Source organism: Chromobacterium haemolyticum DSM 19808, from assembly GCF_000711885.1.
Classification (GTDB): domain Bacteria; phylum Pseudomonadota; class Gammaproteobacteria; order Burkholderiales; family Chromobacteriaceae; genus Chromobacterium; species Chromobacterium haemolyticum.
The window spans coordinates 1-18,382 of the sequence record NZ_JONK01000048.1 but is presented as its reverse complement, the minus strand read 5'-3'; the positions used below and the strand labels follow the sequence as shown (position 1 = coordinate 18,382).

The window sequence follows — 18,382 nt, the reverse complement described above, 5'->3', positions numbered from 1 at the left end:
CCTGATTTTTTTAATGCCAGCTCCAACACGCTTACGCCGTGCAAGTCAGGTTCGGTCCATTTGCGCCAATACGCATAGACGTTCTGCCACTTGGGAAAGTCAGGCGGTAGATAGCGCCACTGACAACCTGTGCGTAGAACATAGAGCACTGCGCAGAACACTTCATACAGATCCAGCTGTACCGGTTTGGTGTTACGCCGTACGCCACGTAGTAGCGGCTCTATCTGGGCAAACTTTTCTCGACTAATGTCGCTTGGGTAGGATTTTCTCTTCACCAGCCCATTATCGCTCACAAAAAGATCGTAAACAGGTTCTAAGAGGCTGTTCATAATCTGCTGCGCTTCGTGAAGCGTTGCACGGTGAGTACGGCTTCAAAATGCTCATGTACCGTGTGTACACTCTGCTTTCTCAGCCGCACCGCCTTGTCTCGCCCTAGCTCGCGAGATCGTCAACACGTTCTGAGGGCACAATTATTGACAAGGCTTTACAGGTGATGTCATTGCGTGACTCGACAAATACAATGCTTCTAACGTTGGCTAGCACTTTGATTGTTCAGGATAGTTTTTTGTAGGAATTGGTCCAATTTTGTCGCTCTATACGGGGGAGTCAGCTCGTTTGATCAAACCGCGCCTTGTCTAAAGTGCTTAAGCAAGCTGGCTACTCCATTTCTCGCTTCAACGCTGACTCGCTTACTAATCTAGTTGGCAGCCAATCAATTTCTGATAACTCATATTCAGTGAGGTAAAGCATGCGTGGTTTTTATAAGACACTGATTGTCACATCTTTTTGCTTAATTCCTGCAACTTGCTTTTCTTCTGAGAAAGCGGCTCCAATGAAATCAGAGTCATTCGGTTATTATGATTTAAATATTGGCGACTATTCAGCGCCAGAACAACATCACGACCTGCCTAAAGAAGGAAACGGTCATATCGAAGTCAACTTGGATCGTAATTTTTCGATTACCTTTCCTGACAACCCCTCGACAGGAGCCTCTTGGGGCTTAAGGATACTTCCTGCGGAATTGATGTTTCTGAGTTCCAGTCACAAACCATCTGATAAATGTGGCGTCGCCAACAATGAGGGAGTACCGCTAGTTGGATGTGGCGGGTTTACAACCTATATATTTAAAGCATTAGAAAAAGGAACCGGGACAATAAAATTTGAGTATGGCCAACAGTGGCGCAAGGATTCCAAAACAGTCATAACTGTAAAAGTTACTGTTAAATGACGGAATAATCCCGAGCGATCATCCCGGCGCCATTCCCTCAGAGCCTGTTCAAAGTCTCGCGAGCAAGGGCGAGACAAGGCGAAAACGAGCGAAAAAGCGGAATGTACAAGTGGTACATGAGCATTTTGAGGATGTTTTCAACGCCGTATCGCCGAAGCGCAGCAGACTTTGAACAGGTTCTCAGAGCCTGTTGACGATCTCCTGAGCCATGGAGCCAGACACGCCAAGTGGATGAACTGCAAGCTAGTATTCAGTTTCCGCTCGCAGTTCTTCCACAGCCTTCGACTCTTTCCCAGCCAGGCGAAGCTAGCCTCAACAATCCAACGTTTGGGCATCACTTTGAACGTAAATCTCGCCCTTCAGATACAGCCTCGCCTGCCCCAGCAAAGCCACTTCCTCGCCTTCCACCCGACACTCCAGGCTGCCGCGGCGCGCGCCGCCCTGGCGCGCCAGCAGCCGGGTCTTGCCCAGTACCGCGGCCCAATACGGGGCTAGCCAGCAGTGCGCCGAGCCTGTAACCGGATCTTCGTCGACCCCCACGCCGGGCCCAAACCAGCGGCTGACAAAATCGCAGTCCTCGCCGCGCGCGGTCACCGCCACCCCGCGCTTGGGAAAACCACGCAGCCGCTGAAAATCCGGGCACAGCTCCGCCAGCCTCGCCGCGTCGTCCAACACCACGATGTAGTCGTCGGCGGCCAGCACCTGGCCGGTGTCCAGGCCCAACGCCGCCAACAAGCCGGGCGGTTCCGCGCAGGGCCTCGGCGTCACAGCGGGGAAGCGCAGTTCGATGCCATCGCCGTCGCGCCGCGCCGTCAGTTCTCCGCTGCGGGTATGGAAAACGATGCGCTCCTCTCGCCAACCCAGTTCATGGAACAAGACCCAGGCGCTGGCCAGCGTGGCGTGGCCGCACAGATCCACCTCGGTGGTGGGCGTGAACCAGCGCAGCGACATCCGCTCGCCGTCCGCCATCAGGAAAGCGGTTTCGGACAGATTGTTCTCCATGGCAATGGCTTGCAGCGTGACATCCGGCAACCCCGCCGGCAACGGACACACCGCCGCCGGGTTGCCGTGAAACACCGCATCGCAGAACGCGTCCACCTGATAGATTGGAAGCTTCATGTCTCGTCCCCCTTCCCCGCGCCGCGAATTTCGTCCAGATAGTTGTAGATGGTGTAACGGCTGACGCCCAAGGCCTCGGCCGCGCGCTCCACCCCGCCTTTGACGATGAACAGGCCCTGCTCCAGCATCTGCGCCACCGCCTGCTTCTTGTCCGCCTTCTTCATCCGCGCCAGCGGCTTGCCGCCGCGCGCCAGCGCCTGAACAATGATGTCCTGCATCGCCTCATCCATCGCCGGCGGCTCCGGCGCCGCCCGTTGCGGCGGCGGCGCGCGGCCCACCAGCGACTGCAGGCAGGCCAGCGCCGCTTCCAGCTGGCTGCGGTCGCTGTTCAAGCACAGCGCGGCGAAGGGTTCGCCGGCGGCGGTCTTGAAAACGGCGCTGGCCGACAGCAGCCGCCGGCCGTCGCGGCTCAGCGTGTGGTAGCCGGACACCAGCGCCGGCTCGGCACCGCCCTGACGCATGGCCTGCTCGATGGCGGCGAAGCCCCGGTCCCCGGCCGGGCCGCCCAGAATGGCGTCGCCTAGCCGGCGGCCGGACACATGGCCGTTCTCGATGGAAACGATGGAACATTCCGGCCGGCTCAGATCGTGCAGCACCACCTCGGTATGCGCGTCCACCATGGCGCCCGCCAGCTTGACCACGGCGCTCAGCGCGCGCAGCACCGCCTGTTTTTCCGCCTGGGCCGGATCGGTCGCCTGCTTCGGGTTTTCCATGCAAGCTCCCGTCAACGATAAAGGCTGAACTTGCGCGTCAGCGCGCCCAGCTCAGCCTCGGAGCCGCACAAGGCCACACCCCAATATTCCAGCGCGGCGGCCGGGGTGGCCGCAGTGCGGCGCAACTGTTCTGCGCTGCCGCCCTCTCCCATGGTGTCGGTGAAATCCACGCAGGCCACGCCCGCCTCGGCCGCGGCCTGACGCAGCTGGACCAATTTGGAGGAGTTGTCGGCGCGCAGCACAATGAAGGGATCGGCCGAAATAGCCGGGTGCACGCCACCGTCGGCGTCCACATAGTCCACGTGGTTTGTCGCCGCGTCCGCGCGCCGCAGCCGGCAGGCCAGGGCCAGCGCCAGATGGCCCAGCACATTCATCGCCCGGCCCGGCTCCAACCGCTTGTGGATCACCGCCACGTATTTGCGCGCGGCGGCGTCGGTGCCGCCGGCAAGGTGTTGTTCGCTCATCTGTGCTTCCTTCCAAAAACCGACGGCCGAATCACGGTTGTCACACCGCGGCCCGGCCGCAAAATTTCAACATTAAGTTGAAATTTACATTTTTGGTTGAATTATTGCAAGAGCGGCTCCACACCGTACACCGCGTCGCGCAGATCGGCGACGAAACGCCCGGACATGCCTTCGTACAAGGTATTGGTGAAGGCCAGCACGCTTAGGCCGCGCGCGCGGTCCACAAACCAGGAGTGGCCGTAAGCGCCTCCCCAGCGCCAGGTGCCGGGCGATTCCGGCGACGCGGCGGCGGCAGGATCCCTCAGCACGGAAAACCCAAGACCGAAACCAAAGCCGGGCATCTCCGGCAACTCCAGCGACCCGGTGTGATTGCGCGCCATCTCCTCCACCCACTTCGGCGGCAGCAGCGGCGCGCCGCCTTGGCGCAGCGCCTCCAGCAGGCGCAGGAAATCGTCGGCGCTGCCCACCATGCCGGCGCCGCCGGACGGGTAGGCGCCTGCGTCCAGCGCCCGTTCCGGCGCGAAGCGTATGCCCACCGTGCCGTCAAACGGCGCCACCGTCGCCGGTTGTTCCATCCGCCAAGGCTCGGCTTCGCCGTTGACGTAGACCGCCGCCAGACGCTGCGGCTCCAGCGCGTAAAAATCGGTGTCGTTCATGCCCAACGGCGCGGTGACCCAGCGGCGCACCGCCTGCGGCAGCGGCTCGTCCGCCACCCGCTCCACCAGCGCGCCCAGTACATCGGTGGCCAGTGAATACGCCCAGGACTGGCCGGGCGGATACATTAGCGGCACGCTGGCGATACGGCGCAGATTCTCCGTCAGCGAAAGACCGTCGGCGTCCATGCCGTCGGATACCCCGGCGCGGGCATAGGGTCCGTCCTCGTCCGCTTCGAAAAAACGATAGCCCAGGCCGGCGGTATGGCTGAGCAATTGCCTAGGCGTGATCCGCGCCGGCGAGCCGTCCGCCAACCGCGGCCGGAATGCCGGCAGCCAGCGGGCGATATCCTCGTCCAGGTCCAGCCGCTGTCGAGCCGCCAGCACCATCGCGGCCGTGGAAACAATGGGTTTGCTGACGGAAGCCAGCCGGAACAGCGCATCCTCGCGCATCGGCAAGCCGGCCTCCCGGTCCGCCCAGCCGGCGGCTCGGCGGTAGACTGGCGCGCCGTCCTTGACCGCCAGCACCACGGCCCCCACCAGCCGCCGTTCGCTCAAGGCCTGTTCCAGCACCGCGTCCATCCGCGCTTCCAAGCCCGCCTCCACGCGGCTTGGCCGCGCTCCGCATTCCACATTCGACATATCGCATCCTTTGGCTGCAAAACAGCGGTCAACAATAAGCGATCGTAGCGCCGGGAAAAAGCGGACAACGCTCCGCTCTGTCGTGACGAATTGTCCGGAATGGGAGGCCGGCGGTCAGCACCTGTCCAAAGTCTCGCGAGCCGGAGCGAGACAAGGCGAAAACGAGCGAAAGCGCAAAATGCGCGAGGGGTACATGAGCATTTCGAACGCTGCACTCACCGTGCCACGTCTCACAAAGCGCAGCGGATGTTGAACCGGCTCTCACAAGCTGGCGCGTATAATGTCAGCCGCTCGCCCCAGCTCCCACCGCGTCACTAGGCTGCTGCAAGTGAAGCGCAGCAGGTCCGGTTTCCAGGCCAGCGCCAGCACGCCCCGCGCGGCCAACCGCGCCGCAACGCCCTTGGCGTCCGTCGCCTCGATGAACACCATATTGGTCTCCACCGGGTATTTCAGCCGCGCCGCCTCGCCCAGCCTGCGCCCTAGCCATTCGGCATTGTCGTTGTCCTGCTGCGTCACTCGCTGCCAGTGCCCCATCTTGTCCAGCGCCACGCCGGCCATCAAGCCAGACTGATGCAGACAGCCACCATGCCATTTTCGGAATACCCTGGCGGCCTCTATTTTTTCCGCCGGGCCGGCCAGGATGGAGCCGAACGGCGCGCCCACGCCCTTGGAGAAGCAAAAGTTCAGCATGTCCGCCGGCCGCACGTAGCGCGCCGGCGGCATGTCCAGCCGGGTGCAGGCGTTGAGCACCCGCGCGCCGTCCAGGTACAGGCTCAGGTCCATTTCGTCGCACAGCGCGCGCATGCGCCTCATCTCTTCCACCGGATAAACAATGCCGCCGTAGCTGTTAATGCTGCTTTCTATCGCCACCACCTTGGGCGCAGCATAGAGCTTGGACCAGCGCGCCTTGGCCTGGATGGCGATGCGCGCATCGGCGGCGGTGAGAATGCCGTCCGCGCTATGGTAGGGGTTCAGCACCAGACCGCTGTTGACGCTGACCGCAGAGGATTCGAAGAAGTTGATGTGATAGCCCACCTCGGTGACGACTTCGTCTCCCGGCGCGGCCAGACAGCGCAGCCCTACCTGGTTGCTCATGGTGCCGGAGGGCATGAACAGCGCCGCCTCCTTGCCGAACAGCTCGGCGCAGTACGCCTCCAGCTCGCGCACGTAGCGGTCTTCGCCGTAGCAGTCGTCGCCGATCTTGGCGAAGTCCAACATCTCCACATCGCTTTTGCAGATCCGCGTCAAGGTGTCGCTTCTCAAATCGATGATGTCCGGCATGTCTGGTCCCGTTTCTGAAAGTCGGTTGGAGGATGCGGCGAGGGCAAGCCTGCGCCTTGGCATGCCGATGAAATGCGAGGCAGATGCTAGGGGGCGTCCAGCAATGATTCAACTCTACTTTCGATAAGGTCGGCACCGACCTGCCGGCTAGTTATTCGTACGGAGTGCGATTTTACGCTGGGGAACTACCATGGTAGCCACAGCGCCAGCCAACGAGGCCGCCATGAAAAACCTGAAATATCACAGCTTGTGGATAGGCCTGCTATTGCTGGACATCGCCGCGCTGTACTGGCTGCCGCGGCTGATAAAACCGCCGTTCTCCCTTTCCCAGCATGCCAGCCATTTCGTGCTGGGCCTGTTGACCACGGCTCTGGCGGCCGCGCCCTTGATACGCTTTCTGGTGATCGGCTGGGGCGCCCGCTACGAGGAGTTCCGCAACCGCCTCAACAACGGCGCGCTGATCTATTACCTGCGCCAATTCTGGCAGCCGCGCACCGACAAGCACCCGCAGTTGAACACCTGGCCGCTGCCGGAAAACGAAGAAGTGGAAGCCGCCGCCGAGCAACTGTTCGAGCAGATCTACCGCGAGCACTACGGCCGCGTCGCCTTTCTCACACCGATGGCGCTGATGCTGATCGCCATCCTGTGCATGAGCATGCTTTACCTGCTCGCCGCCAACGAACAGCTGGTCACGCCCTTCAGCACGCGGATCGTCTGCGCCGCCATCGCCGGCGCCTATCTGTTCGTGGTCAGCGATATGGTGCTGAGCGTGCGCAAGCGCAGCCTCAACGTGGCGGACGTGTACTGGTACGCGCTGCGCATGATGCTGGCCATTCCCATCGGCGCGGCCGTCAGCGCCGCAGGGTCCGCCGAGGCCGCTTCCGCCGCGCAGACCGTGTCCGCCTTCGCCGTCGGCGCCTTTCCGATGGACACCCTGTTCAAGCTGTTGCGCCGGCTGGTGACGCTAAACCTGAACGCCAAGGAACAAGCTCAGGAAAACGACCAGTTGATCCAGCTGGAAGGCGTGACCGCCAATATCTCCGCCACGCTGGCGGCCGAGGGCGTCAACTCCATAGAACAATTGGTGTGCATAGACCCGGTGCTGCTCTCCATCCGCACCGGCTTTCCGTTCAAATTCGTGCTGAGGCTGGGCTCGCAGGCCATCGTCTGGCGGCACTTTGGCCAGCACGCCGCCGCCCTGTCCGCCATGGGGCTGGCGGACGCGCCCGCCATCGTCACCCTGAACGAGATGCTGAAAAAAGAACCTGGTTCGGTCTTGCGCCAGCAAGCGGACAATGTGATTGCCGACATCGTCGCCCGGCTGCAAGCCAAAGACGGCGTCGCGCTCTCTGCCGACACCGTCAAATTCAACTTCCGCCAGATAGGCAAGGAAAACTACACCCGCTTCCTGATGGCGGCGCAAAAACAAGGGGGCCACGCCCGGCCGCCGCTACGGCCGGTGCACGGTTTCCCGCATGCGGCCTGAGAACCTGTTCATCGTCTGCTGGGCGTTGGCGATACGGCGTTGAAACTCGCTCTGTGAATCCGTTGGCGGTCAACAGCGTTTTCAGCCCTGGGCCTCCAGCACGCACTTGGCGATCTGCGCGTCCTGCACCGCCAGCCCGGTCAGGTCCGCCAAGGTAATCTCATCCTCGCTTTGCCGGCCCGGCCGCTCGCCGGCTAGCACCTGCCCCAGCTCCGCCAGGCTTTCGCGGACCAGCAAGCCGGCGGCCAGCGCGTGCGATACCTCGCCGTAAGCCGCGCACTGTGCGATGGAGTCCACCACCACGCGGTCCGCCCCGGCCACCAGTTCCACCACCAGCTCCTGCTTGCCGGCGGCGTCCGCGCCCACCGCAGTGACGTGGGTGCCGGGCGTCAACCAGCCGGCTTGCAGAATGGGACGGGTGGACGGCGTGCAGGTGACGATCAGTTGACAGGCGCGCGCCAGCGGCTCCGCGTCCAGCGTGGTCCGCAGCCGGTAGCCCAGCGGCTCGAACTCGGCGGCGAACACCGCCAACTCCGTCTCGGAACGTCCCCACACCCACACATCGCGGCACGGCGTGACCGCCTGCAACGCCCGCAATTGCAAGCGCGCCTGCAAACCGGTGCCGACAACCCCTATCGCCTCCACCCGGCTTGGGGCCAACACCCGCGCCGCCAGCCTCCCGGCCAGCGCGGTGCGCCAGGCGGTGAGCCAGCCCTCGTCCCGCAGCAATGCCAGCGGCGCGCCGGTGCGGGCGCAGAAGCACAGCACCAGGCCCTGATTGCTGGGCAGGCCGCGCTTGGAATTATCGTAAAAGCCGGACGACACCTTGACCGCGAACAGGCTCTCGCCCTCCACATAGCCGGACTTCACGCAGCAATCGCCGTTGGCCTCGGCAAAAGCGAAATGCTGTACCGGCGGCAACTGCGCGCGCCCGGCGGAATAGGCGATGAAGCCCTGGCGCAGCAGCGCCTCCGCCCGCTCCAGATCCAGCCGCGCCAGAATCTCGTCCTTGTCCAGCGTCCTCATGCCGCCACCGCGCTCAGGAACTTGTCCAGCACAATATTGCGGCCGCACAGCACCACCGCCACCTTCTTGCCCTGATAACGTGGCGCCAATTGCAGCAAACCCGCCAGCCCCACCCCGGCCGCACCCTCCACCATCCAGCGCTCGGTTTGCGCCAGCAGCCGCAGCGCCGCGCGGATGTCCGCCTCGCTAAGCAGCGCGCAGCGGCGGATCAAGGCCTGGCACAGCTCGAAAGTCACCGCGCCCGGCTCCACCCCGCCGGCGGTGCCGTCGGACAAAGTCTCGCCCTCATCCACCTCGACGATGCGGCCGGCTTGCAGGCTGGCGTGCATGGTGGCAGCCGTCTCCGGCCAGCAGCCCACCATTTCCGCATCCGGCGCCAAACGACGCATGGCCGCGCCGATGCCTGAAATCAGCCCGCCGCCGCCCACGGAGACGAAAACCGCGTCCAGCTCCGGGCATTGCTCCGCCAGCTCCATGCCCACCGTACCCTGACCCGCCACCACTTCCAGATCGTTGTAGGGCGACACAAACGGCAGGCCCGCCCGCCGCGCCGCGTCCCCGGCGGCCAGCTCCGCCGCCAGCGCGTCGCCGTCCACCAGCTCCAGGTCCGCGCCCAAAGCGCGGATGGCGTCCAGCTTCACCGCGGCGGCGGACGCCGGCGCGTATACCGTCACCGGCACACCCAACAAGCGGCCGGCCAGCGCCACCGCCTGGCCGTGATTGCCGGTGGACGCAGCGAGCACCCCGTCCCGCCGCGCCGCCGGGTCCAACAGCCGCAGCTTGTTGCTGGCGCCACGGAACTTGAACGAGCCGGTGCGCTGCAGATGCTCGCACTTCAGATACACCTCGCAGCCGGTCAAGGCGGACAGGGCCGGGCTGTGCTCCAACGGCGTGACCGGCGCCTGCGGGCGGATGGCCTGGTGGGCGGCGGCGATGTCGTCAAACAGGGAATCCAGTTTCATGCTTGCTCCTTTAGCTCTTTCAAATGCTTGAAAACCGTGGCGCGGCCCATGCCCAGCACGTTGGCCACATAGTTTGCGGCGTTCTTGCCGCGAAAAGCGCCCTCGTGCAGCAACGCCTCCACCAGCTCGCGCTTGTGCTCGCGGTTGAGAATGGACAGGCTGAGCTGGCGCTGTTGCAGCCAGCCGTGGATGAAGCGGTTGATGCGTTCCTGCCAGTCGTCCTCGAACAACACCGCCGGCTGCGCCACCAGCTTGCTGCCGGACAGGAATAGATCCAGCGCCGCCCGCGCGCCCTCGAACACCGAGATATCCAGGTTCACGCACATCATTCCAATCGCAGCTCCGGCGTCGTCGCGCAGCACCACGCTGATGGATCGCAGTTTGCGGCCGTCCCAGTTCAGTTTTTCGTAAGGGCCGATCACCGTTGCGGCCGGCGTGTTTTCCAGTTCGTCCAGGCCGGAATCGTCGCCCAGCTCGCGCTTGGAAAAATTGTTGGCGATATAGGCCACGGACTGGGTGGCCAGGTCGTGCAACACCACCTCGGCGTAGGGATAGAACAAGGTGGCGATGGCGTCGGCGATGGACTGGTAGCGGGACAGCATGGCGGCACTCACATTGGACCAATGAATCCATTGTAGACTTTACAATCCAGAATGTAAACAAAAAAGTCCACTTTGGACTAAAAAATACAAAACAAGAGCAAAATAAAAGCCGGCTCAGCCGGCTTAGGGATCAGGCGCAGGCGGTCAACCGCCCGCCCAAGCGCCTTCAGCGCCCCAATTGCAAACGCGGCGCGCCAAACGGCACCGGCTCGCCGTTGGGATAGGCGTGCGGCCACACCAGCGGCGGCGTGCTCCAAGCGAAATCCTGCCCCTCGAACTCAATGAAGTAAGCCTGCCAGCCCGGCAGCGAAGCGTCCGGCTTGAACTCGAAGCGACAACTGCCGCGGCGGCACTGGCCCTCAATCGGCTTGGGCTGATAACGGATGCCGGAATTGAAACGGAAATCCCGGCTCTTGGGATTATGCGCCAGCCACAACGTGGCCTTGCCCGCTTCCCGCCCCGTCACGCTGACGCGCAAGCGGCCGCTGGCCGGGTCCGCGTCCACCTGGGCCTGCGGCATGGGCTTGCCGGCCAGCCAGCGGCGCATGAACTGCCGCAAGGCCTTGCCAATCTGATCACCCTTCACATAGTGCGACTGGTTGGGCAGATAGCGCAGCTGCGTGGGGCCGGTGAAAGCCGGCAGATAGCTCCAGGCGGAATCCGGCACCGCGAAATCGTCGCCGGAGGCGGAAATCATGTACTTGCTCAAGCGCGCCATGCTAGCGCGGTAATTGACCACGTCCTCGAAACGCAGCAAGGCGTCCAGGCCGGCGCCGCCCTGTAGCACATCCTCGGTGATGCCGTTGCGCTGATAATCGCGCAGCGCCACCGGCCACTGCTGACCGTAGCTGTTGTAAACATGGGTAAAGTTGTCGCGCACATTCCAGAAATCCGCCACCACGGGCACGATGGCGCTCACCCGCTTATCGTTCAAGCCGGCCAGCCAGGTGGCCCAGCCGCGCTTGGACGCGCCGGCCACCACAAAACGCTCGCTGCCCGACAGACTGCGCTGCAAGGCGTCCATCGTCGCGCTCACCGCCTGCGTCATCGGCAGGTGCAGGGAGCTGAAGCGTTCCGCTTGGGGCTGATCCACCGTCTTGCGCCAGGTGTAGGCCACCAGCGCGTCCTCACGGCCAGTGGGCTGCTCGTCCAGTTGCAGTTCCTGATTCGGCACGAAATACAGCTCGGCCACCGGCACGCCCAGATCACGCGCCAGCGCCTCCGCCGGCAAACGGTCCGGCAGCTTGGGCGGCTGCGCGTGATTGCTGCCGCCGTTGACGTACAGCAACACCGGCGTGCCAGGCTTTCGGTTCATGGGCAAGGCTAGTTTGTACTGCTGCTCCCACAGCGGCGCATTGCTGGTCATGCCGCTGCCGGCCCCCGGCCACTGCTGCGACACCATACGGTACATCCGCACCTCCACCCCGTCCTCCACCACCGAGCTGAGCAGCTCGGCCGGCTGCTGGCTGGCCTTGGCCTGTTGCAGATATTGGGAAACCACCGGCGACTCATCGGTTGGCAGGAGCTTGGCCGGCGCGACGGCGGGCCATGACAAGCACAGCGCGGCGCAGGCGCGCAGCGCGAGGGGGAGGAAACGGTTCATCGGCGGAATGTATTAATTGTTAGAGAGTGGATGCTAGATTTTGCAACAAATTAGTACAAAAACTCAAGAAAAACCACGTCCGTCCCCTTCCTTGTGGCTTGGCGAGTCGGCCGGGTCGAACTCATTGATAAATAAACCATCGCAATGCACGCACTCCTCCCATTTAATTGCGGCTAACAATTCAGCCTTACATTCAAAACAAAACACATCAGCACAAACCATGCAAAGGCTAAGTGTCACAACCAAGTTTCTAGGCAACTAAAACCAAGCTTACGCGCAGCTCCGGATACGCAATAAGTCAGCCGAAGCAACTCCACAATGAGATTTTCACCAGGCCCGCCAAACTGGCATTTAGGATGGTTTTTTTGAAGCTCCCTTGTAAAAATAAACTGACACTTCTAAAAACAAACAGCTGTGTTCAGCCCTCCTCTACGCAACAACCCATCCACTTTCCTTTTGGCAAGTTTTGCCATTTTAAGGAGCAGCGATATGGAACAACTTTTTTCTTCTTCCGGCTTTATATATATCAATATGATTGTTGATACCGAAGCCATTATTGAGCGGTACAAAAACCCCAGCACGGTGGAACAAAGCCCCACCATGGTCAACGACACCTCTTTATTTTATTTTGTTGCCACCAAGGGCAACACCATAACCGGCTCCGGCACTGGAAATTTGAAAATCAGCGCCACGGTAGGAGATGGAGTACGCTGGGCCGGCGTTTCCGAATCGAACAACTTCGAAAACAGCGTGATGGTGTACAAAATTCAACACCAAAGCGGTCAAGAAGTTATGAGCGACGCAAAATTCATGGTTTACACCAAGGAAGCAGCCGTCCCAGCCAGCAATAAAGAGCCATTCCCGCCCAAAAGCAAAGACCAAGCGTATTGGTTCATGAGTGCGGAAATCATAGGTAAGGGCATGGAAAACTATACAGTGCATTTCGCCGTATTCAATCGCCCTAAAAATGGACCGCAAACACTTTACGGCTACTTCAAATGGGATCCCGCCATTGAAGTTAAAGGCTAAGCTCGGCAGCCACTAAAACCAATCCGGGGGCCGACATGGCCACCCGGATTGCCGAAATCAAACCAACCGCCTCCTCTGCCCCTAAATCATTTATTTCCCGCCCTCAAACCAACAACGGCCGCGGAGCCCGGCGCGCCGTCCGCAGCACGGCCACGACCATGGCCAGGGTGATGGCGGCCAAGGCGGCGGCCAGCAGCGTGATCGCGTTGAAGGCCCAGCCAGTTTCTATCACCCGCCCCCCCAGCCAGGCGCCGATGGCGTTGCCCAGATTGAAAGCGCCGATGTTCAGCGTGGACGCGTAGCCGGCCGCATTGCCGGCCACCCGGATGATCAGCGCCTGCAACATCATGCCCACCGCAAAAGAGAGTCCGCCCCACAGCGCCATGCACGCCAGCGCCGGATACAGGCTGGCGCTTGCCCAATAGAACGCGATCAACACCGCGATCAGGCACGGCAGCGTCCTCGTCAGCGCCTTGGCCAGGTTCCAGTCGGCCAGGCGTCCGCCCAGCAAGCCCCCAATGGTGATGCCGATGCCGCAGACGAAGAGCGCCGCCGTGGCCACCTTGGCTTCCACATGGGTCACTTGCAGCAGCACCGGCACGATATAGGTGAAGAAGGCGAACATGCTGGCCGACGCCATCACGCTGGTGGCCAGGCCCAGCCAGACCACCGGTCGGCGCATGTCCGAGCCGACACCGGCCACCGCTGACGGGCTGCCGCGCCCGGCCGGCACGAAACCGGCGATCAAAGCCGCGGCGAGCAGGCCCAGCAGCATTACCGCCAGGAAAGTGGCGCGCCAGCCATGCAGCTGCCCCAGCAAGGAGCCCAAGGGCACGCCCAGCACATTAGCCAGGGTCATGCCGCTCAGCATCAATACCATTGCCTGAGCCTCCTTGCCCGGCGGGGCCAGCCGCGAGGCCAGTACCGCCGCGGTGCCGATGAAGGAGGCGTGGCTGAGCGCGGTGAACACTCGAGCCAGCATCAGCCAGCCGAAACCGGGGGCCAACAGGCAGCCTGCATTACCGGCGACAAACATCAACATCAGCGCAATCAGCGCGCTCTTTTCGCGGGCGGAGCGGATCGCCATGCCAACCACGGGCCCGCCTATCACCACGCCCAACGCATAGCCGGAAACCAGGTGCCCACTGTCGGGAATTGAAATCGCCATATCGCCGGCGATTTCCGGCAAGAGGCCCATCACCACGAATTCGGCGGTGCCAATGGCAAAAGCCGAAATCGCCAGAGCCAACAAGGGCATGTTCATCAAGCTGCCTGCATTCATCGCTTCTCCAGAATCAAATTCGGCGAGGCCGCACCGCCGCAAAGCCAAAAAGCGGGCATCATGGTCCGGGGAGCCGCGCCGCCATACTGCGTTCCAGTAAAAACGCCGGCTTGCCCCCGTACGCTGCATGGCGGCCTGCTGTGTTAAAGTCCGAATCCAAACTCTAATGCGTTTGACATCCCCGATAAAGTGAGCCCCCGCTCCAGATTGCATGGACACTTTTGTCCGGAAAGACGTGAAAATGCTCAGTTCAATCCAGGACCTGGCCTTGTTCGTTCAAGTGGCGGAACTGCGCAGCTTTGTCATGGCCGGCAAACAAATGGGGGTTTCCGCCTCCGCCGTCGGCAAGCGCATCAGCCGCATGGAAGCCCGGCTGCAGGTGACGCTGTTCAAGCGCACTACCCGAAGCATCACCCTCACCGCCGAGGGCAGGCACTTACTGGAGCGGGCCTTGGGCCTGCTACAAGAGCTGGACAGCATCCAACATGAACTCGGCGCCAGCCTGACCCAAGCCAAGGGCAAACTCCGCATCAGCCTGCCACCCATCAGCGATGTGTTCCTGGATCACTTTGCGCAATTCAATTCGCTCTACCCCGACATCGAGCTGGAACTGGATTATTCGGACAAGCTGGTCGATATCATCGAGGACGGTTTTGATTTTGCGCTGAGAACCGGCGCGGACGGCGACCACGCGCTCAAGGCGGTCAAAGCGATCAAACTGGGCAGTTTCCGCAGAGTGATGGTGGCCTCCGAGGCCTATTTGGCCCAGCACGGCGCGCCGCGGGATATCGGCGACTTATTGCGGCACAAATGCCTGCATTACCGCTCCCCCAATACCGGCAAGGTGGAGGCCTGGCATCTTGGCCACGACGACGCCATACAGCTACCGCCCTCCTTGGTGTGCAATAGCATAGAGGCCAGAAAACACTTCGCGCTCAAGGGCCTAGGCATCGCCTACCTTCCCGACATCTCCATCGCCAGGGAATTGCGCGAAGGAAAGCTGACGCTGGTCCTGCCGCAACTCGCCAACGACGACATCCCCGTCAGCGTACTCTGGTCGCGCAATAAAAGAGAAACCGCCCGCCACAAGGCGTTTATCGATTTCTTCGACGGCATCAAGATCGACGCCGCGCTGAAGCCCGGTTAGCCCACCGCCCACCGCTGCGCGGCGCGCAAAAGAAGCCATGCCCCGCGTCGGCTCCGGGTGCAGCGCAAGTACCGCACAACGATGAATGCCTTGTTTCCATTCGGCCTTGATCGGGCGGGGGGGAGTTATGCGGCGGCGCGACTTTCTATTGGCATCCCTGATGCATACTGGCCTGGCCCCGGCTGGCGGCGGCCGCGACGAAACCCGCGGTGACTCTGGTGCTCAAATCGCTGCCCCCCCTTCTTCAGCGTGAAGACGACCGGTGCGCGCAGATCCTGCTGATCACGCCGGCGGACTCCCGCGCCATCATCCCGGCGCTGATCAAGGCGGTGCGAAGCGGCCTGCTGGTGATCAATCTGGACAACAAACTGGACAACCGGGCGCTGGCCAGCCACGGCGTGTGGCATTCCCTTTGTCGGTCCCAGCAATTTCAGCAGCGCGCGCGGTGGGAAACTATGTGCTGCGGGCCTTGAAGCCGCGCAGCAAGGTGGCCATCATCGGGGGCCTGCCCGGCTCCATCAACGCCAAGGCGCGCAGCGACGGCTACCGCGAAGCGATAGCCAGCGCCATTCTGACGCTGACCGCCCTCGCCTGGGGCGACTGGGAACGGGAGCCCGGACGGGCCGCGGCGCATCGTAAGCAGCTAAGCCAACCCGCCCGCCTGTCCCAAAGCGCAGGCACACACCATGACCAATGCATTAACCTTCAACGATAAATCGCGCCATGCCCTGTTGGCGCAATAACTTACAGCCGCCCGCTTTTAAAACTTCAAGCCGGGCCGATAAAGGCCCCTACTCTCCGACAGCGCGTCTGTTTCCGCGGCGCTTGGTAAAACTGCCAAGCGCCGCCTCGTCAGGCCGCTCCCGCTTCCGGCTATGCTGAGCGCCGGACATTCTCTCTCGAGGCAAGCGATGAAAAACAAGATGGCGACATGCGCCGCCGGGATGGCGCTGCTGGGCGGCAGCGCCGCGGCGGCCAATTGGCAGTTGGCATGGCAGGACGAGTTCAACGGCACGGCGCTGGACAGCGCCAAGTGGCGGCTAGAATCCGGCCCCGGCTCCTGGGGCCTGCATGAGCTGCAGTATTACACCGCCGGGGACAATGTAACGGTACGGGACGGCGCCTTGCATATCGCCGCTCGGCGGCAGGCTTACGGCGGCCGCGACTACACCTCGGCGCGCATGCGCAGCCAGGCCGCCTGGCGCTACGGACGGATAGAAGCGCGCATCAAGCTGCCCTATGGCCAGGGCATGTTTCCAGCTTTCTGGATGCTGAACCAGCAATGGGATCAACCCGAGCATTACGGCGAGATCGACATCCTGGAAATGGTGGGCAGCGAAGCCGGCGCGGAAAACGCCACCGTCTGGGGCAGCGCGCACCGGCCCAAACCCGGCGCGCCGGCCGGAACGGTGCAAACGGCGTCGGCCTCCTACGTCACGCCGGACCTGGCCTGGTTCAACGACCGCTTCCACGATTTCGCCGTGGAGTGGTCGCCGGCGGCAATCCGCTACTTCGTCGACGGCCGGCTCTATCAAACGGTGGCGATGAAGACCGACGGCGGCGACGGCTGGAGCGCCCTGCAAGAGCCTGCCTTCATCGTGCTCAACCTGGCGGTGGGCGGCGACTGGGCCGGCGCGCCGGACGCGTCCACGCGCTGGCCGCAAGAGATGGTGGTGGACTACGTGCGGGTATACCGGGACGCGGCGACAAGCCCAACGCGCCGCGCGCCGGCATCGGCGGCCTCGCCGCTGCCTTGATGCCCAGGAAGCCGCACGGCACCATCAACCCCGCGGCGCGCACTCCGGCTAGCGCAGCAACTGATCCAGCAACTCGCCGCGGGCTGCGATGTAATTCGAAGCGTGATTCGGCCATCAAAACCATGAATATGTCGATTGCGTTCAACCACCCTCAGGGGGCGGCTTTTTGTTTGCATGCCACCCAATGCTCACGACTTGCCGGCCGCGCCCGCCAGACGCTGCCGCTCCTTGAACTTGATGATGTCATCGCGAGTGATGGTCGCCATCCCTTTTGACGCCGGCCGCTTGAGCGGCGCCGACCTGGCGGCGGACGGCTCCGGCCGCCGCGTCAGCACATAGGGTAGTATCTCGCGTATCTCGCGCTGGACGCGGACACCGTCTCCGTTGGGCGTCAGCGTGACCGCCTCATAGACCCAGTAACCATCGAAAGGCGTTTCATCCCCATCCTGCGGCGCCGTCCCCACATCGCGCCGCTGGCGCGGCGCGTCTTGCCCCTGCAGCGGCGTCTTGGTGAACTTAACTTCATAGCCCTCACCCAATCCGGTTTTAAGCGATAGCAACGTGCCGGGCGCTTTTTCCTCACGGCAGGCGGCGAACACCAGCTGCTTATACTGGCTGTAGCGGCCGCCCGGCTTCATTTCCTCCAGCAGGTCTTTCAGGGTTTTCTTGTTCCCGGCCAGATCGCTGACGGTGAGCAAGTCCATCTTGCTCTCGCTGCCGCTGACGCGGTTGTTCAAAACCGCGAGCCGCGCTTCTTCCTCCGGCATCTTTTCGTAGTGCTTGATGTGGTAGTTCTTGACCCAGTTTTCCTTGGCCACCCCCGCGTTCATTTCGGTGAAGGCGGAGTAACCCTGCCCTACGTCCCCCTTATTTCGCAGCCGCGCGTAAATGGCCGGGTATTCCGCGCCGTCCAGCAATTTCTGCGTGGGCAGAAAAGCGGCCGAACTAGGCGGCTCCAGCAACACCTGGCCGTGCGGCCCCAGAAACACCAGATCCTTGCCTACCGGCAGCAAAGCGTTGCGGCTGTCCCGCGTGTACCAGCCGTGAGCGCTAAGACCCGCTAACAAAACCTGTCGATAAATCGCAGACAGATCAATGAGAAAGCCAGCTTGAGTAAGGCGTAATGCGTATCCAGCCGCCGTTCGAAGCGGATGCGCAATTTCCCGAAGCCAGCTAGCCAAGAATGGGTTCGTTCTACCACCCAGCGGTGGCGACCTAGTCTCTCGCTGCTTTCCACCCCGCGACGCGCGATTCGCACCAAGATTCCGCGTCGGTTCAGGTGTTCACGGCAACGGCGGTAGTCATAGCCTTTGTCTGCATGCAGCTTGTAAGGCTTTTGCCTGGGCCGCCCTGGCAAACCAGGAACGGCAGGAATCGCATCGACCAAA

20 protein-coding genes and 1 pseudogene are annotated in these 18,382 nt (G+C 62.3%); 7 read left to right on the top strand and 14 right to left on the bottom strand.

All coding sequences use genetic code 11. From position 1 onward, the window contains the following. The coding region (locus BR71_RS23835) for a transposase (protein WP_156039057.1) at positions 1 to 329 on the bottom strand (329 nt) is incomplete at its 3' end. 419 nt (positions 330 to 748) lie between these two features. Between BR71_RS23835 and BR71_RS23830 the strand changes: the two genes are divergently transcribed. Further along, positions 749 to 1,228: a protease inhibitor I42 family protein gene (locus BR71_RS23830; protein WP_081862748.1), complete on the top strand. Its 480-nt coding sequence runs from the start codon at positions 749 to 751 to the stop codon at positions 1,226 to 1,228. Between the two features lie 137 nt (positions 1,229 to 1,365). Here BR71_RS23830 and BR71_RS23825 read toward each other — a convergent pair. The 6 genes and pseudogenes from BR71_RS23825 to BR71_RS19245 all read right to left on the bottom strand — a co-directional run. Beyond that, positions 1,366 to 1,575 (bottom strand): annotated as a pseudogene (locus tag BR71_RS23825) (transposase); the annotation flags it as partial. Further along, positions 1,541 to 2,347: a PhzF family phenazine biosynthesis protein gene (locus BR71_RS19265; RefSeq protein ID WP_043641348.1), complete on the bottom strand. Its 807-nt coding sequence runs from the start codon at positions 2,345 to 2,347 to the stop codon at positions 1,541 to 1,543. The pseudogene BR71_RS23825 and the gene BR71_RS19265, both read right to left, overlap by 35 nt. Beyond that, positions 2,344 to 3,060, bottom strand: coding sequence for a helix-turn-helix transcriptional regulator (locus BR71_RS19260; RefSeq protein WP_043641345.1), 717 nt, complete (start codon positions 3,058 to 3,060; stop codon positions 2,344 to 2,346). Before BR71_RS19260 ends, BR71_RS19265 begins: the two co-directional genes overlap by 4 nt. Before the next feature lie 11 nt (positions 3,061 to 3,071). Then, on the bottom strand, positions 3,072 to 3,524 hold the full coding sequence (locus BR71_RS19255; RefSeq protein WP_043641341.1) for a DUF2000 domain-containing protein: 453 nt from the start codon (positions 3,522 to 3,524) through the stop codon (positions 3,072 to 3,074). Between the two features lie 101 nt (positions 3,525 to 3,625). Continuing rightward, on the bottom strand, positions 3,626 to 4,819 hold the full coding sequence (locus tag BR71_RS19250) for a serine hydrolase domain-containing protein (RefSeq protein WP_043641339.1): 1,194 nt from the start codon (positions 4,817 to 4,819) through the stop codon (positions 3,626 to 3,628). 261 nt (positions 4,820 to 5,080) lie between these two features. Next, complete coding sequence (locus tag BR71_RS19245) at positions 5,081 to 6,100, bottom strand: threonine aldolase family protein (RefSeq protein WP_052370872.1); 1,020 nt, start codon at positions 6,098 to 6,100, stop codon at positions 5,081 to 5,083. 223 nt (positions 6,101 to 6,323) lie between these two features. Here BR71_RS19245 and BR71_RS19240 point away from each other — a divergent pair, with 223 nt between their 5' ends. Beyond that, positions 6,324 to 7,586, top strand: coding sequence for a hypothetical protein (locus BR71_RS19240; RefSeq protein ID WP_156039056.1), 1,263 nt, complete (start codon positions 6,324 to 6,326; stop codon positions 7,584 to 7,586). An 81-nt stretch (positions 7,587 to 7,667) separates the two neighbouring features. On the opposite strand, the gene BR71_RS19235 is transcribed toward BR71_RS19240, so the two are convergent. The 4 genes from BR71_RS19235 to BR71_RS19220 all read right to left on the bottom strand — a co-directional run bounded on the left by BR71_RS19235 (position 7,668) and on the right by BR71_RS19220 (position 11,779). Beyond that, positions 7,668 to 8,612: an ornithine cyclodeaminase family protein gene (locus BR71_RS19235; protein WP_043641337.1), complete on the bottom strand. Its 945-nt coding sequence runs from the start codon at positions 8,610 to 8,612 to the stop codon at positions 7,668 to 7,670. Next, on the bottom strand, positions 8,609 to 9,574 hold the full coding sequence (locus tag BR71_RS19230) for a threonine/serine dehydratase (RefSeq protein ID WP_244269665.1): 966 nt from the start codon (positions 9,572 to 9,574) through the stop codon (positions 8,609 to 8,611). The genes BR71_RS19235 and BR71_RS19230 overlap by 4 nt, the downstream gene beginning before the upstream one ends. Continuing rightward, positions 9,571 to 10,176, bottom strand: coding sequence for a helix-turn-helix transcriptional regulator (locus BR71_RS19225; protein WP_052370868.1), 606 nt, complete (start codon positions 10,174 to 10,176; stop codon positions 9,571 to 9,573). The genes BR71_RS19230 and BR71_RS19225 overlap by 4 nt, the downstream gene beginning before the upstream one ends. A gap of 166 nt (positions 10,177 to 10,342) precedes the next feature. Further along, positions 10,343 to 11,779 carry a PhoPQ-activated protein PqaA family protein gene (locus BR71_RS19220; protein WP_043641332.1) on the bottom strand — a complete coding sequence of 479 codons (1,437 nt, stop codon included), beginning with the start codon at positions 11,777 to 11,779 and terminating at the stop codon, positions 10,343 to 10,345. A gap of 489 nt (positions 11,780 to 12,268) precedes the next feature. Between BR71_RS19220 and BR71_RS19215 the strand changes: the two genes are divergently transcribed. Continuing rightward, on the top strand, positions 12,269 to 12,808 hold the full coding sequence (locus tag BR71_RS19215) for an inclusion body family protein (RefSeq protein ID WP_043641329.1): 540 nt from the start codon (positions 12,269 to 12,271) through the stop codon (positions 12,806 to 12,808). Between the two features lie 103 nt (positions 12,809 to 12,911). Here BR71_RS19215 and BR71_RS19210 read toward each other — a convergent pair whose 3' ends face one another. Then, positions 12,912 to 14,090, bottom strand: a complete 1,179-nt coding sequence (locus tag BR71_RS19210; RefSeq protein WP_208854909.1) for an MFS transporter — start codon at positions 14,088 to 14,090, stop codon at positions 12,912 to 12,914. A gap of 241 nt (positions 14,091 to 14,331) precedes the next feature. Here BR71_RS19210 and BR71_RS19205 point away from each other — a divergent pair, with 241 nt between their 5' ends. The 4 genes from BR71_RS19205 to BR71_RS19195 all read left to right on the top strand — a co-directional run bounded on the left by BR71_RS19205 (position 14,332) and on the right by BR71_RS19195 (position 16,994). Next, positions 14,332 to 15,237 carry a LysR family transcriptional regulator gene (locus tag BR71_RS19205; protein WP_052370867.1) on the top strand — a complete coding sequence of 302 codons (906 nt, stop codon included), beginning with the start codon at positions 14,332 to 14,334 and terminating at the stop codon, positions 15,235 to 15,237. A gap of 209 nt (positions 15,238 to 15,446) precedes the next feature. Next, a complete protein-coding gene (locus BR71_RS23130; protein WP_052370865.1) occupies positions 15,447 to 15,710 on the top strand; it encodes a hypothetical protein in 264 nt (87 codons plus the stop codon). Then, positions 15,683 to 15,952, top strand: coding sequence for a type 1 periplasmic-binding domain-containing protein (locus tag BR71_RS23125; RefSeq protein WP_143330403.1), 270 nt, complete (start codon positions 15,683 to 15,685; stop codon positions 15,950 to 15,952). The genes BR71_RS23130 and BR71_RS23125 overlap by 28 nt, the downstream gene beginning before the upstream one ends. A gap of 208 nt (positions 15,953 to 16,160) precedes the next feature. After that, the gene (locus BR71_RS19195) at positions 16,161 to 16,994 is read left to right on the top strand and encodes a glycoside hydrolase family 16 protein (protein ID WP_162179236.1); all 834 of its coding nucleotides are present in this window, start codon (positions 16,161 to 16,163) and stop codon (positions 16,992 to 16,994) included. Positions 16,995 to 17,182: 188 nt separating this feature from the next. Here the strand turns inward: BR71_RS19195 and BR71_RS19190 are convergent, their stop codons facing one another. Beyond that, positions 17,183 to 18,061 carry a putative adhesin gene (locus tag BR71_RS19190; RefSeq protein ID WP_156039055.1) on the bottom strand — a complete coding sequence of 293 codons (879 nt, stop codon included), beginning with the start codon at positions 18,059 to 18,061 and terminating at the stop codon, positions 17,183 to 17,185. Beyond that, positions 18,055 to 18,382: transposase (locus BR71_RS23820; RefSeq protein WP_156038926.1), on the bottom strand; the 328-nt coding region annotated here is incomplete at its 5' end. The genes BR71_RS19190 and BR71_RS23820, both read right to left, overlap by 7 nt.

Excerpts from the sequence above, each read along its gene's own strand:
- BR71_RS19215 (WP_043641329.1), top strand. The coding sequence starts at position 12,269 with ATGGAACAACTTTTTTCTTCTTCCGGCTTTATATATATCAATATGATT.
- BR71_RS19245 (WP_052370872.1), bottom strand. The coding sequence starts at position 6,100 with ATGCCGGACATCATCGATTTGAGAAGCGACACCTTGACGCGGATCTGC.
- BR71_RS19235 (WP_043641337.1), bottom strand. The coding sequence starts at position 8,612 with ATGAGGACGCTGGACAAGGACGAGATTCTGGCGCGGCTGGATCTGGAG.
- BR71_RS19265 (WP_043641348.1), bottom strand. The coding sequence starts at position 2,347 with ATGAAGCTTCCAATCTATCAGGTGGACGCGTTCTGCGATGCGGTGTTT.
- BR71_RS19260 (WP_043641345.1), bottom strand. The coding sequence starts at position 3,060 with ATGGAAAACCCGAAGCAGGCGACCGATCCGGCCCAGGCGGAAAAACAG.
- BR71_RS19230 (WP_244269665.1), bottom strand. The coding sequence starts at position 9,574 with ATGAAACTGGATTCCCTGTTTGACGACATCGCCGCCGCCCACCAGGCC.
- BR71_RS19195 (WP_162179236.1), top strand. The coding sequence starts at position 16,161 with ATGGCGACATGCGCCGCCGGGATGGCGCTGCTGGGCGGCAGCGCCGCG.
- BR71_RS19240 (WP_156039056.1), top strand. The coding sequence starts at position 6,324 with ATGAAAAACCTGAAATATCACAGCTTGTGGATAGGCCTGCTATTGCTG.
- BR71_RS19220 (WP_043641332.1), bottom strand. The coding sequence starts at position 11,779 with ATGAACCGTTTCCTCCCCCTCGCGCTGCGCGCCTGCGCCGCGCTGTGC.
- BR71_RS19255 (WP_043641341.1), bottom strand. The coding sequence starts at position 3,524 with ATGAGCGAACAACACCTTGCCGGCGGCACCGACGCCGCCGCGCGCAAA.
- BR71_RS23830 (WP_081862748.1), top strand. The coding sequence starts at position 749 with ATGCGTGGTTTTTATAAGACACTGATTGTCACATCTTTTTGCTTAATT.
- BR71_RS19250 (WP_043641339.1), bottom strand. The coding sequence starts at position 4,819 with ATGTCGAATGTGGAATGCGGAGCGCGGCCAAGCCGCGTGGAGGCGGGC.
- BR71_RS19205 (WP_052370867.1), top strand. The coding sequence starts at position 14,332 with ATGCTCAGTTCAATCCAGGACCTGGCCTTGTTCGTTCAAGTGGCGGAA.
- BR71_RS19210 (WP_208854909.1), bottom strand. The coding sequence starts at position 14,090 with ATGAATGCAGGCAGCTTGATGAACATGCCCTTGTTGGCTCTGGCGATT.
- BR71_RS19225 (WP_052370868.1), bottom strand. The coding sequence starts at position 10,176 with ATGCTGTCCCGCTACCAGTCCATCGCCGACGCCATCGCCACCTTGTTC.